This is a genomic window from Variovorax sp. V35, assembly GCF_041154465.1.
GTDB classification, from domain to species: domain Bacteria; phylum Pseudomonadota; class Gammaproteobacteria; order Burkholderiales; family Burkholderiaceae_C; genus Variovorax; species Variovorax boronicumulans.
On sequence record NZ_AP028666.1, the window covers coordinates 64,832 to 77,428 of the forward strand.

A 12,597-nucleotide genomic window follows, 5' to 3' on the forward strand; every position below is an offset into this window, starting at 1 on the left:
AGTCGTTGATCGGCCGCGCACCACCGCCGCTTCCCGTGCGCAGGACACTGGGTGCTTCCCGCAGCGAAATCAAGGAGGAGGGCGAAGCCCGGGGGACATTCGCGGAGGGAAGTACCCGGTGGCCTGTGCACGCACCCCGAATCCCATCTCACAGAAGCCCACAGACATGGCAAGAAACATAGAGATCAAGGCCCGCATCGACAGCGTGGACCGCATCGCAGAAATCGTTGCAACGCTCGCCGACCAGGGCCCCATCGAGATCGCGCAAGACGACACCTTCTTCCGCTGCGAGCACAGCGCCGACCGCCTCAAGCTGCGCACCTTCGCCCCCGACCGCGCCGAGCTCATCTTCTACCGCCGCGCCGACAGCACCGGCCCGAAGGAATCGTTCTACCTGATCACGCCCACCGCCACGCCCGACGCGCTGCGCGAATCGCTCACGCTCGCCTGGGGCCAGGCCGGCCGCGTGCGCAAGCAGCGCCGCCTGTTTCTCGTGGGCCGCACGCGCGTGCACCTCGACCGCGTCGAAGGGCTCGGTGAATTCCTCGAACTCGAAGTGGTGCTGCAGGACGGTGAGCCCGCCGACGTCGGCGTGGCCGAAGCCCATGCGCTCATGGCCCGACTCGGCGTGGCCGAGAGCCAGCTGGTGCAGGGCGCCTACGTCGACCTGTTGCGCGCACAGGCCGCCTGAGCCATCGGGCAGCCGGCGGGCACACGCGCCAGCAGGTCTTGCCGCAGCGCGTTCAGCTCGGCGATCTTCTGGTCGATGACCGCGACCTTGTCGGCCAGCAGCGCCGCAATGGCATCGTCGGGCGCCGCCGACTCCCACACCGCGGGCAGGTTGTCGCCGATCTCGTGGAGGCTGAAGCCCAGCTTCTGCGCGGTGCGGATGTAGCCCACCATCTGCACGGTTTCCTTCGCATAGACCCGGTAGCCGTTGCTGCCACGTTGCGCGCGGATCAGGCCGCGCTCTTCGTAGAAGCGCAGCGTGTCGCGGCTCAAGCCTGTCGCCGAAGCCAGCTGGCCGATCTGCATGGTCGTGGTTCCTTCGCCGAAGAATGTGCTTGACCCTGGAGCGTACCCGAGGCTTTAGCTTCCGGGGCTTCTTCACTCCCTGCAGGGCTCTTCTTCATGATCGCGCTTCCCACCTACCAACGCATCGTCCGCGCCAGCGCCTGGTACGACCTCGTGGTGACCATCGGCTTCGCCACGCCATGGACCTTCGCCGCAGTGCACACCCTGCTGCTGTGGACCATCCAGACGCTGCAGCTGCCAGGCAGTTTTCCGGCCTTCGACCCCGTGCACATGCTGATGGCCAACCTGCTCGGCTCCGTGGTCACCGTCTGGGCCGTGCTGCGCATCCGCGATCCGCGCCTGCGCTATGGCCGCTACGACGCCGTGGCGCGCTTCCTGTTCGCGACCTGGCAGGTCTACGCCGTGACGCAGGGCGCCAGCCTGATCATCCTCGGCTTCACCGCGATGGAGCTGTTGTTCGGCGTGCTGGAGAGCCTGCCGGTGCGTGGTGCCACGGCGCGCGCATCGATGCGCGCCGACGACCGCGCCACAGGCCTCAGCGCCAGCCCGCAGTCTTGAGCTGCGCGGCGAGCTGCTCCGCCACCTGGGCGTAGCCCTTCGCGTTCGCGTGGATGCGGTCCGAGCGCAGGGCCGCATCCGACAGCACGCTCGAATACACACCCGCGACCAGCAGCGCCTGGCCCGACTTCCCCACGACCTCTTCGTAGAACGGCGCGTCGCTGAGCGAGCCGACCACCGCGCGCATCGCATCGGGCGCCGGCGTGGCCAGCACCGCCACATGCGGCGTGTGCGCACGCGCCTGCTCGATCAGTGCCGTGAGGTTCTCGCGCGTGCTGGCGGGCGACACGCCGCGCAGCATGTCGTTGCCGCCGATGCCGATCAGGATCGCGTCGTAGCTGCCGGCGGACAGCAGCGCGGGCAGGCGCTCCAGTGCACCCGCCGATGTGTCGCCGTTGACGCCCGCGTTCTCGACCTGCCAGCCTGTGAGCTCGCCCAGCTTCGCGGGCCATGCCGTGTCGGGCGATGCACCGTAGCCGAAGGTCAGGCTGTCGCCCAGCGCCAGCACGCGGGCATCGGGCTTCAGCGCGTTGGCTGAGGCCTTTCGTTTGCCGCACGCGGAGAGCAGCAGGGCGGTGGCCGGCACGCCGGCGAGCATCTGGAGGAGGTGGCGTCGCTTCATGTGGCGCGCAGCTTAAACGAGGCCGCGCGGCCGTTGGCGCTTGCCCCTTCGCTTGCTCGGAAAGCGCATAAGCCTCTCCGTTTTCGTTCCTTCCCGGCACGAGGACAGCGGCGAAGAATCGCGGCCCTGCACATCCCTTCACTGCCACCGAGGTCCGACGCCATGCTGCCGCCGCTGTTCACCCGCCATCGTTTCTTGCGCCATGCGGTCGCACTGTCCGCCGCCTTGCTGGCCGCGCCGCTCGCGGCCTGGGCCGCACCCGCCAGCGGCGAGCCCGTGTGGTTCGGCGTGAGCGGTCCGCTCACCGGACAGAACGCGCAGTACGGCGCGCAGTGGAAGGCCGGCTTCGACCTCGCGCTGGAGCACATCAACGCGCAAGGCGGCATCCACGGCCGGCCGCTGGCCTACAACTTCGAGGACAGCCAGAGCGACCCGCGCCAGTCGGTCGCCATTGCGCAGAAGCTCGTGAACGACAAGCGCGTGCTCATCGAGCTGGGCGACTTCTCCAGCCCCGCCTCGATGGCCGCCTCGCCCATCTACCAGCGCGCGGGCCTCGTGCAGCTGGGCTTCACCAACTCGCACCCCGACTTCACCAAGGGCGGCGACTACATCTGGAGCCCCTCGATCAGCCAGGCCGACGCGCAGCCGCTGCTGGCCGACCTGGCCGTGAAGACGCTGGGCTTCAAGCGCATCGCCGTGCTCTTCCTGAACACCGACTGGGGCCGCACCAGCAAGGACGTGCTCGTGAAGGCCGCGCAGGAGCGCGGTGCGCAGCTCGCCATTGCCGAGGGCTACCAGCCCGACGAGAAAGACTTCCGCTCGACCCTGGTGCGTGTGCGCGACGCCAACCCCGACGGGCTGGTGCTCATCTCGTACTACCCCGACGGCGCGCTCATCGCGGGCCAGGTGCGCAGCGTGGGCCTGAAGCAGCCGATCGCGGCCGTGGGCTCGGTCTACTCGCCCAAGTTCATCGAGCTCGGCGGCGCGGCCGTGAACGGCATCCACACCAACACCGCCTTCTATCCCGACGAGCCGCGCGCCGAAGTGCAGGAGTTCGTGAAGACCTTCCGCGTGAAGTACAGCAAGGAGCCCGACGCCTTCAACGCCTACGCGTATGACGCCGTGGTGTACGCCGCCGCCGCGCTGCGCCAGGCCGGCCCGAAGGCCGACCGCAAGGCCGTGCGCGACGCGTTCTACAAGATCAAGGACGTGCCCAGCGTCATTTTCGGCAAGGCCACCTTCGATGCGCAGACGCGCCGCGTGATCGGCGTGAAGAGCGTCAACCTGGTGGTGAAGGATGGCAAGTGGGCGCAGATCGACGAGAAGGCGGCGGCGCTGGCATCGGCCAAGTAGATGAGCTTCACCTCCTTCTTCGACCACACGGTCAACGGCCTGATCATCGGCAACATCTATGCGTTGCTGGCCGTCGGGCTCGCGCTGATCTTCGGCGTCTCGCACCTCATCAACTTCGCGCACGGCTCGGTGTACACCGTGGGCGCGTACATCGGCTGGGCGAGCATCACCTACCTGCACACGCCGTTGCCGATCACCATCGCGCTGGTGGTGCTCGGCTCGGGCGCGCTCGGCATGCTCATCGAGCGCGTGGGCTTGCGGCCATTGCAAGGCGCCGCGCGCATCGCACCGCTGCTGGCCACCATCGGCATCAGCTTCGTGCTCGACATCCTCGTGCAGCTGGTCTTCAGCCCCGACCCGCGCGCACTGCCCACGCAGCTGCCCGACTGGCGCCTGCAGATCGGCACCGGCACCATCGGCGCACTCGACCTGCTGATCGCCGGCATCGGCATCACCAGCGCGGCCGTGCTGTTCGGCTTCCTGCGTTTCACGAAGCTCGGCTGGGCCGTGCGTGCCACCGCGCAAGACCGCGACGCCGCGCAGCAGATGGGCGTGGACGTGAACCGCGTGAACCAGACCGTGTTCGCCATTGCCGCCGCGCTGGGCGGACTCTCGGGCCTGCTGGTGGGCATGTACTACAACAACATCAGCCCGGCGATGAGTTTCCAGGCCACGCTCAAGGGCGTGGTGGCCACGGTGGTCGGTGGTGTGGGCAACGTGCCGGGCGCCATCGTCGGCAGCCTGCTGCTGGGGCTCATCGAAAGCTATGGCGTGGCCATTCTCGGCACGTCGTACCGCAACCTGTTTGCGTTTGCACTGCTGCTCGTCATTCTGGTGTGGAAGCCGAACGGCCTCTTCGGTCGCAAGCGTGCGCTGCCGCCCGAGCCGCTCACCGGCACCTTCATCGCACCGAGCAAGCCGTGGCGCGTGCCGCCGCGCGTGTTGCTCGCGCTGTTCGCCGCGGCCGTGCTGCTGCCGCTGTTCGACCCGTCTCCCTACGTGCTGCAGACGCTCACCAACGCGTGGCTCTACGGTGCGCTCGCATTGAGCCTCACGCTGGTGGCCGGCACCATCGGCCAGATCTCGCTGGGCCATGCGGGGCTGCTGGCCATCGGTGCGTATGCCTCGTCGCTGCTGGTGCTCGACCTGCACCTGCCCGTGGGCACGGGCATCGTGGTCGCGGGCGTGCTCACCTCGCTGATCGGCACGGCGCTCATCTTTCCGGCCTTCCGCCTGCGCGGGCACTACGTGTCGATCGCCACGCTGGGCATCGGCGAGATCGTGGCGCTCACCATCCTCAACTGGGAAAGCCTCACGCGCGGGCCCATCGGCGTGTCGGGCATTCCGCCGCTGTCGCTGTTCGGGCGCGATGCGTCGTCGAACGAGGCGATCTACTGGGCCTCGTTCGGTGCGATGGTGCTGTTGGCTTTGCTGCAATGGCGCCTGTTGCGCTCGCACCTGGGCCGCACCTTCCGCGCGGTGCGCGAAGACGAAGTCGCTGCGCGTGCCTACGGCGTGAGCCCCGACCGCTACAAGGCGCTGGCCTTCGGCTTCGGCGGCTTCGCGGCGGGCGTGAGCGGCGCCTTCACCGCGCACATGTACTCGTACATCAACCACGAGACCTTCGGCTCGCAGATCTCGATCCTCGCGCTCACGATGGTGATCCTTGGCGGGCTCGGAAACATCAGTGGCGCACTGCTGGGTGCGGTCGCGCTCGTGAGCCTGCCCGAGCTGTTCCGCGTGACGGCCGAGTACCGCATGTTGATTTACGGCGTCGCGCTTCTGCTCCTGATTCGCTTCCGTCCCCAAGGCCTGCTCGGCACTGTCTGAAAGAACCACACACCATGAGCCACCTCAACGACTACCTCGCCGAGAAACGCACCGCCGTGCTGGCACGCAACGCCGCTGTCGCGGCCGGCACTGCGCAGCCTTCGCAGCTCAAGGCCAGCGTGCGCGCCGAAGGCCGCAGCGGCGTGCGCCGCCTGCGCATTCGCGAGCACCAGGTCATCAGCGACAGCCCGCCCGATTTCGCGGGCTACAACCTCGGGCCGAGTTCACCCGAGCTGCAGCTGGGCGTGCTCGGCACCTGCGTGACGCACATCTTCCTGATCCAGGCGGCCGAACGCCAGGTGCCGCTCGAAAGCCTCGAGGTCGAGGTGACCGGCGTCATCGACCCGCGCGGCGGCAAGCCGGGGCACGAGCAGACGCCGATCTGGCCGCACGAGATCGGCTACACGGTGCACATCGATTCGCCCGCGAGCCGCGAGGAGATCGACGCGCTGTTCGAAGCGGTGGAGCGCAACTGCCCCATCCTCAACCTGCTGCGCAATCCGCAGGCCATCCGCGCCGAGGTGAAGCTCGTGAACTCGAAGGCCGCCCTCACTTCCGATCGCACCGACGATGCGCTCGCCACTGCTTGAAGTGCGCGGCCTTGTGCGCCGCTTCGGCGGGCTCACGGCCGTCAACGCCGTCGACCTGCACGTGGGCGAGGGCGAACTGCTGAGCGTGATCGGCCCGAACGGTGCGGGCAAGACCACGCTGTTCAACCTCGTCACCGGCCTGGACAAGCCCGACGCCGGGCAGGTGCGCTTCGACGGCCACGACATCACCGGCCTGCCCGCGCAGCAGCTCGCACAGCGCGGCCTCGCGCGCACCTTCCAGCACGGGCGCGTGTTCGCGAACCTCTCGGTGCTCGACAACGTGCTGGTCGGCGCGCACACGCGGCTGCGCGCCGTGAAACCGCGCGTGGGCGGCGTGCCGGGCCTCGGGGCGCTGGCCGAGCTGGCGCTCGCGCTGGTGCAGCCAGGGGCGGTGCGGCGCGAGGAAGAAGCGCTGCGCGACGAGGCGCGCGAGATCATCGCGCTCTTCGGCGAACGCCTCACGCCGCGCACCGACCATCCGGCCTACAGCCTCTCGTACGCCAACCGCCGCCGCGTGGAGATCGCGCGTGCCCTCGCATTGCGACCGCGCCTGCTGCTGCTCGACGAGCCCACGGCCGGCATGAACGAGAGCGAGACGGCCGAGATGCTGGAGATCATTCGCGGCCTCAAGGCGCGCGGCCAGACCATCCTGCTGATCGAGCACAAGCTCGACCTCGTGATGCAGCTGTCCGACCGCGTGGCCGTGCTCGACGATGGCCGCAAGATCGCCGAAGGCCTGCCCGACGACGTGCGCAACGACCCCGCGGTGATCGAGGCCTACCTCGGCCATCGCCACGTGGGCGAAGCGCAGGAAGAAGCGGTGCCCGCATGATCGCCACCGTCGCGCGCACCGGCCTGTCGCCTTCCTCCCTCTGGGGAGAAGGGAGAAACGACGATCTGCCTGAACGCGCCGTCACGCAGGCGCCGGCGAGTGCGGTTGCGCCCCTGCTGCAGCTCCAGAAGGTCAACAGCTTCTACGGCCCCGTGCAGGCGCACTTCGACCTCGACATCGAAGTGCGCAAGGGCCAGATCGTCAGCCTGCTCGGCGGCAATGCGAGCGGCAAGTCGACCACGATGAAGATCGTGCTCGGGCTGCTCAAGCCGCGCTCGGGCGAGGTCAGGTTCAACGGCGAATCGACGCTGGGCCTGAGCACGCCGCAGATCATCCGCAAGGGCATCGGCTCGGTGCCCGAGGCACGTCGCCTGTTCCCCGCGATGACCGTGCGCGAGAACCTGCTCATGGGCGCCTATGCGCGCCGCGACCGCGCGGGCGTGGCCGACGACCTGGAACGCATGCTCGAGCTGTTCCCGCGCGTGGCGCAGCGCCTGGGCTTCCTGGCCGGCACGCTCTCGGGTGGCGAGCAGCAGATGGTGGCCATGGCGCGCGCGCTCATGGGCCGGCCGCAGCTGCTGTGCATGGACGAGCCCACCATGGGCCTGTCGCCGCTGTACGTCGACAAGGTGCTCGAGCTCATCGCGCGCATCAACGCGCAGGGCGTCTCGGTCTTCATGGTCGAGCAGAACGCCAGCCTCGCGCTGCAGATCGCGCACCACGGCTACGTGCTGCAGACGGGCCGCATCGTGCTTTCGGGCCCGGCGCGCGCACTGCTGGCCGACGCGCGCATCCGCGACGCCTACCTGGGCGGCGAGGGCGCCGCCCGCACCGCCTCCTGACCACGACGACCCCTTTGCCGCGAGGAAGACCTTCACCATGCCCCTGACCCTCGACCACGTCGTGATCGCCGTGCACGACCTCGAACGCGCCATCGCCGACTACGCCGCGCTCGGCTTCCACGTACTGCGCGGCGGCGACCATCCGGGCCGCAGCACGCACAACGCGCTCGTCGTGTTCAGCGACGGCAGCTACTTCGAACTCATCGCGTGGCGCGAACCGGCGCCCGCCGAGCGCTGGTGGCAGTTGCTGCAGCGGCACGGCGAAGGCATCGTCGACTTCGCGCTGTTGCCGCGCGACACGGCCGTTACCGTGGCCGATGCGAAGGCGCGCGGCCTCGTGCTCGAAGGCCCGCTCGACGGCGGGCGCGTGCGCCCCGACGGCGAACACCTGCGCTGGCAGACCGCGCGCGCCCCGTCGGCCGACCTGCCGTTCCTGTGCGGCGACCTCACGCGGCGCGCCCTGCGCGTGCCCGAGGGCGCCGCGCGCGTGCATCCCAACGGCGTGCTCGGCGTGGCCAGCCTGGCCATCGCCGTGCGCGACCTCGACGCCACGCTGGCGCGCTACCGCGCCTTGCTGGGCACGGTCTCCGACGACACGAGCACGCACATCGGCGAGCCTGTGGCCGTGCCTGCCAGCCAGGTGCGCGTGGCGGTGATCGCCCTGGGCAGCAGCGTGCTGGTGCTGTCGTCGCCACGCGACCGCGCCCCGGCGGCGGAACTGGGCGGTGACGCGCTCGCGCAGCGCCTCGCCGTGCGCGGCGAGGGCCCCTACGCGCTGGTGCTGCATACCGACCGGCCGCAGTCGACAGGCACCTTCGACCTCGCACGCGCGCACGGCGCGTGGATCGAACTCGACCTGCCGCCGGTGGACGCGCTGGAGGCGCAGGGCCGCGTGCGCGCCGATGCGGCGAACAGCACGGTGGGCGGGTAGGGTGCAGCCTCAGCGGCCGCCCAGGTGCGCCTTGTGCAGCGCGGCTCCAGCGCGGCCGCGGGCGCGCGTGCAGGACAACACGCCGTGGAGATACCTGCGCTTACCGGATTTCATCTGACGGTGACCTGACGCACCCGAAGCAGACACACGCGCTGCACAGAATGGAGGCGTCATCACAGACACACCAAAGGAGTTCCAGATGATCTTCCGTACCAAGCGCTTCACCACTGCCGCCGTTGCGGCGCTCGCAATGTCCCTGGCAGCAGGCAGCGCGCTGGCGCAAGATCGCCGGGGCGACGACCACCGCCCGGGCGGCGGCCGCTACGAGCAGCGCGATGACCACCGTCCTGGCGGCGGTCGTTATGACCAGCGCGACGACCATCGCGGGCATCGCGGCCCTCACGCCGGCTACCGCGGCGACCAGGACTTCCGCGACGGTCGCCAGTTCGACCGCCGGGGCTTCCCGCAGCCGCACAGCGAGTGGCGCCGTGGTGGCCGCGTGCCGACCGAGTACCGGGGCCGGAACTACGTGGTGAATGACTGGCGCGCCTACCGCCTGCAGCAGCCGCCGCGCGGCTACCAGTGGGTGGGCGTGGGCGGCGACTACGTGCTCGCGGCCATTGCCACCGGCCTCATCGCGCAGATCATTGCGGGTCAGTAAGCCTTCGCACCGCGTTCACGTCACGCACATGCAAAAACCGCCACAGGAGACTGTGGCGGTTTTTCTTTGGGGAACTGGGGGAGGGGCTTGTCAGGCCACCGCGGTGGCGGCCGATTGGGCGCACACGTTGCGCCCGGTGATGGTGAGGCGCAAACCGCCGCCATGCCATTCGAGCCAGTTGAGATCGACGTAGGCGTCGATGTCGCGATCGTCGATGCGATCGGCCTGGCGGCTTTGCAGCAGCTCGACCGTGGCGGGCAGGGCACGTTTCAGGCGTTCGCGCTTCTCCGCTGCATCGGCCGCCTTTTGGGCGGCCCGGGTGGCCTGTAGTTGCTGCTGCTGCGAAGTCGATGCCATTGCTGATCCGTTCCGGAAGCCAAGGAATTAACCCGAATGTACGCCGCTTGTGTGAAGCTGCGCGCATTCTTTTCAACCCTGGAGCCGGAAGTGTCGATTTCGTTGCGCTTGAGCTAAATCTCGTAGTGAGACACCTTGACCTCGTCGCCCAAGGCCTTCTCGACAATCGCGCGCGTCAACGTCGGCGCGAACGACTCGATGAACGCGTAGACATATTTGCGCAGATAGGTGCCGCGACGCACCGCGAGCTTGGTGAGGTTGATGCCGAACAGCCGCCCCGCGTCGAGCGCGCGCAGCTGCGTGTCGCGCTCGGCCTCGTAGGCCACGCCGGCCACGATGCCCACGCCCAGGCCCAGCTGCACATAGGTCTTGATGACGTCGGCGTCCATCGCGGCCAGCACGATGTTGGGCTGCAGGCCGCGCTGCTCGAAGGCCTCGTCGATGCGCGAGCGGCCCGTGAAGCCCGTGTCGTAGGTGATCAGCGGATGCTGCGTGAGCGCTTCGAGCGTGAGCGGCGCGTCGAGCAGCGGATGCCCCGGCGGCACGATCACCGAGTGCGTCCAGCGGTAGCAGGGCAGGGCGACCAGCTGCGGGTAGTCGCCCAGCGCCTCGGTGGCAATGCCCACGTCGGCCTCGCCGTCGAGCAGCATCTGCGCGATCTGCTTGGGTGAGCCCTGGTGCAGGTGCAGTTTCACGTTCGGGAATTGCGCGCGGAATTCCTGCACCGCCACCGGCATCGCATAGCGCGCCTGCGAGTGCGTGGCCGCCACCGAGAGCAGGCCGCTTTGCTGCGCCACGAACTCCTGGCCCGCGTGCTTGAGGTTGCTGCTTTCCATCAGCATGCGCTCGATGATCGGCAGCACGTGGCCGCCGGGCTCGGTGAGGCCCGTGAGCCGCTTGCCGGCGCGCACGAAGAGCTCGATGCCGAGTTCTTCCTCGAGTTCGCGGATCTGCCGGCTCACGCCGGGCTGCGAGGTGTGAAGGGTGTGGGCGACCTCGGTCAGGTTGAAGCCGCAACGAACGGCCTCGCGTACCGAGCGCAGTTGTTGAAAGTTCATCGGGCGCGCAGGAGGTGAAAAGAGGTCCGGACCCCGGGTCGGGGCCGACCGGCGATTCTCGGCAGAAGCGCTTATGCAGGGAACGATGCGTTTGTTGGTTCCACATGAGCAAAACATCTATGAGGCCCTTCTGCGTGGGGAGATTGATATTTCGCACGACTGTGCTAAAGTCAGCCGCATGGACGCCAAGACCCAGAAAAGCGAACTCACCCGCGCCGCCATCGTCGGCGCGGCGATGCATCTCGCGCTGGCCGAGGGGCTGGAGGCGATCTCGCTGCAGGCCGTGGCGAGCCGGCTCGGGCTGTCCAAGAGCGGTGTGTTCTCGCGCGTGGGGTCGCGCGAGGCGCTGCAGAAGGCCGTCATCGAGGAGTACGGCCGCGGCTTCCTGGCCGAGGTGTTCGTGCCCGCCATGCAGAAACCCAAGGGCCTGCCCCGCCTGAACGACATCGTCGCGCGCTGGATCGCCCGCACGCGCGACGTCGAAGCGCAGAACGGCTGCCTCTACGTGGCCGGGGCCTTCGAGTTCGACGACCGCGAAGGCGAGCTGCGCGACCTGCTGTTCGACGAGATCACGCGCTGGCGTGCCGCGCTGCGCCGCACGGTGCTGCAGGCGGTCGAAACCGGCGAGCTCCAGGCCGACACCGATCCCGCCCAGCTCGTGAGCGAGATCAGTGGAATCATGATGAATCAGCTGCACGACGCGCGCTTCCTGCGCGACGGGCATGCGGCCGAGCGCGCGGGCCAGACCTGGCAGCGCCTTCTTTCCAGCTACCGCGCCTGAGGCGCACCCGCAGACGACGGCCACCGCCTCTTCGTTTGCCTTAATTTCGCACCACTGTGCGATAAAAAAGGAGAAGCACCATGCTGATCATTGCCCTCTTTCTCGCCGCCTACGCGGTGCTCCTCGGTGTGCGCGGCGTGCAGGACACGCTGCGCAGCCTGCCGCGCAGCAACCAGGACTGGGTCTGGTACTGAGCCCCCCGAACGAAAGCCTTCCCCATGACCACCACCACCCACACCACCGCCCCCGTGGGCTACTACAGCGCCAGCCCGTTGATGCGCGCGATGCGCTTCGGCCTCGGCGCCTCGCAGCGCCTGTGGCCCGCACTGGGTGTGCGCGCGGCCTACCGCGTGTTCGGCACGCCGCTGCCGCCCAAATGGCTGTACCGGGGCCAGCAGCCCGGTGCCGACTGGCGCCGCGAGGCCTGGTCCTTCGAGGACGCGAACCTGGGCATCTACCACCTCGCCGCGCAGGACTCGGGCGCCGAGTCGGCGCCGGTCGTGCTGCTGGTGCACGGCTGGGGCGGCCACGCGGGCCAGATGCTGCCGCTGGCGCAGGCCGTGGCAGCGCAAGGCCTGCGGCCCGTGCTGCTGGAGATGCCGGCCCACGGCCGAAGCGCGGGCACGGCCAGCAACCTGCCGCAGTTCGCGCGCGCCATCGACTACGTGGCGGCGCGGCTCGGTGCCGACGGGCACGTGCTGCGCGCGGCGGTCGCGCATTCGCTGGGGGCCAATGCACTGGCCTATGCGGCGGGGCGCGGGCTGCCGGCGCAGCGGCTGGTGCTGCTGGCGCCGCCCGCGTCGCCGCGCGAGTACACGCGCTACTTCGCGCAGGTGTTCGGCCTCAGCGAGCGCACGCGCGCGGGCATGCAGCGCCTGATCGAGGCGCGCGAGGGCATCCTGATGCAGCAGCTGGAGCCCGCCGCCGTGGGCCCGCGCATCGCGCAGCCGACGCTGATCGTGCATGACCGCGACGACCGCGTGAACCGCTTCGCCGACGCCGAGGCTTTTCGCGACGCGATCGCCGGCGCGCGGCTCTTTCCCACGCAGGGCTGGGGCCATCGCCGCATCCTGAAAGAGCAGGCCGTGCTCGCGCAGGTCACGCAGTTCCTGGCGTAGCGGCCGGCGGTCACGTGCGCGTGAAACGG

At 69.1% G+C, this 12,597-nt stretch carries 15 protein-coding genes; 11 read left to right on the top strand and 4 right to left on the bottom strand.

Annotated features, from left to right (window positions below; genetic code table 11):
• The first annotated feature begins 166 nt into the window (after positions 1-166).
• Entirely contained in the window at positions 167-691 is a 525-nt protein-coding gene (locus ACAM42_RS00310; RefSeq protein ID WP_369630778.1) for a class IV adenylate cyclase, read from the top strand.
• Here the strand turns inward: ACAM42_RS00310 and ACAM42_RS00315 are convergent.
• A complete protein-coding gene (locus ACAM42_RS00315; RefSeq protein ID WP_095743046.1) occupies positions 658-1,035 on the bottom strand; it encodes a MerR family transcriptional regulator in 378 nt (125 codons plus the stop codon). The two genes, ACAM42_RS00310 and ACAM42_RS00315, sit on opposite strands and share 34 nt — an antisense overlap.
• Before the next feature lie 96 nt (positions 1,036-1,131).
• Between ACAM42_RS00315 and ACAM42_RS00320 the strand changes: the two genes are divergently transcribed.
• Positions 1,132-1,593 carry a hypothetical protein gene (locus tag ACAM42_RS00320; RefSeq protein ID WP_369630779.1) on the top strand — a complete coding sequence of 154 codons (462 nt, stop codon included), beginning with the start codon at positions 1,132-1,134 and terminating at the stop codon, positions 1,591-1,593.
• Here ACAM42_RS00320 and ACAM42_RS00325 read toward each other — a convergent pair.
• The gene (locus ACAM42_RS00325; protein WP_369630780.1) at positions 1,571-2,215 is read right to left on the bottom strand and encodes a GDSL-type esterase/lipase family protein; all 645 of its coding nucleotides are present in this window, start codon (positions 2,213-2,215) and stop codon (positions 1,571-1,573) included. The two genes, ACAM42_RS00320 and ACAM42_RS00325, sit on opposite strands and share 23 nt — an antisense overlap.
• Positions 2,216-2,377: 162 nt before the next feature.
• On the opposite strand from ACAM42_RS00325, the gene ACAM42_RS00330 reads away from it, so the two are divergent.
• From ACAM42_RS00330 to ACAM42_RS00360, 7 genes are all read left to right on the top strand, one after another.
• Positions 2,378-3,568 carry an ABC transporter substrate-binding protein gene (locus ACAM42_RS00330; protein ID WP_369630781.1) on the top strand — a complete coding sequence of 397 codons (1,191 nt, stop codon included), beginning with the start codon at positions 2,378-2,380 and terminating at the stop codon, positions 3,566-3,568.
• Complete coding sequence (locus tag ACAM42_RS00335) at positions 3,569-5,398, top strand: ABC transporter permease (protein WP_369630782.1); 1,830 nt, start codon at positions 3,569-3,571, stop codon at positions 5,396-5,398. It abuts the gene before it with no gap.
• 14 nt (positions 5,399-5,412) lie between these two features.
• Positions 5,413-5,988: an OsmC family protein gene (locus ACAM42_RS00340; protein WP_369630783.1), complete on the top strand. Its 576-nt coding sequence runs from the start codon at positions 5,413-5,415 to the stop codon at positions 5,986-5,988.
• Positions 5,969-6,820, top strand: a complete 852-nt coding sequence (locus tag ACAM42_RS00345; protein WP_369630784.1) for an ABC transporter ATP-binding protein — start codon at positions 5,969-5,971, stop codon at positions 6,818-6,820. Before ACAM42_RS00340 ends, ACAM42_RS00345 begins: the two co-directional genes overlap by 20 nt.
• On the top strand, positions 6,817-7,662 hold the full coding sequence (locus tag ACAM42_RS00350) for an ABC transporter ATP-binding protein (RefSeq protein ID WP_369630785.1): 846 nt from the start codon (positions 6,817-6,819) through the stop codon (positions 7,660-7,662). The genes ACAM42_RS00345 and ACAM42_RS00350 overlap by 4 nt, the downstream gene beginning before the upstream one ends.
• Before the next feature lie 37 nt (positions 7,663-7,699).
• Positions 7,700-8,593: a VOC family protein gene (locus tag ACAM42_RS00355; RefSeq protein WP_070061427.1), complete on the top strand. Its 894-nt coding sequence runs from the start codon at positions 7,700-7,702 to the stop codon at positions 8,591-8,593.
• A 199-nt stretch (positions 8,594-8,792) separates the two neighbouring features.
• Positions 8,793-9,254 carry an RcnB family protein gene (locus tag ACAM42_RS00360; protein ID WP_369630786.1) on the top strand — a complete coding sequence of 154 codons (462 nt, stop codon included), beginning with the start codon at positions 8,793-8,795 and terminating at the stop codon, positions 9,252-9,254.
• Positions 9,255-9,344: 90 nt separating this feature from the next.
• Here the strand turns inward: ACAM42_RS00360 and ACAM42_RS00365 are convergent, their stop codons facing one another.
• The gene (locus ACAM42_RS00365) at positions 9,345-9,611 is read right to left on the bottom strand and encodes a hypothetical protein (protein ID WP_062473728.1); all 267 of its coding nucleotides are present in this window, start codon (positions 9,609-9,611) and stop codon (positions 9,345-9,347) included.
• A 113-nt stretch (positions 9,612-9,724) separates the two neighbouring features.
• Positions 9,725-10,669, bottom strand: coding sequence for a CysB family HTH-type transcriptional regulator (locus ACAM42_RS00370; protein ID WP_062473726.1), 945 nt, complete (start codon positions 10,667-10,669; stop codon positions 9,725-9,727).
• A 178-nt stretch (positions 10,670-10,847) separates the two neighbouring features.
• Between ACAM42_RS00370 and ACAM42_RS00375 the strand changes: the two genes are divergently transcribed.
• Together ACAM42_RS00375 and ACAM42_RS00380 are read left to right on the top strand one after the other, a co-directional pair.
• On the top strand, positions 10,848-11,450 hold the full coding sequence (locus tag ACAM42_RS00375) for a TetR/AcrR family transcriptional regulator (protein ID WP_354346048.1): 603 nt from the start codon (positions 10,848-10,850) through the stop codon (positions 11,448-11,450).
• Positions 11,451-11,668: 218 nt separating this feature from the next.
• Positions 11,669-12,568: an alpha/beta fold hydrolase gene (locus ACAM42_RS00380; protein ID WP_095948451.1), complete on the top strand. Its 900-nt coding sequence runs from the start codon at positions 11,669-11,671 to the stop codon at positions 12,566-12,568.
• The last annotated feature ends 29 nt before the right edge of the window (positions 12,569-12,597 follow it).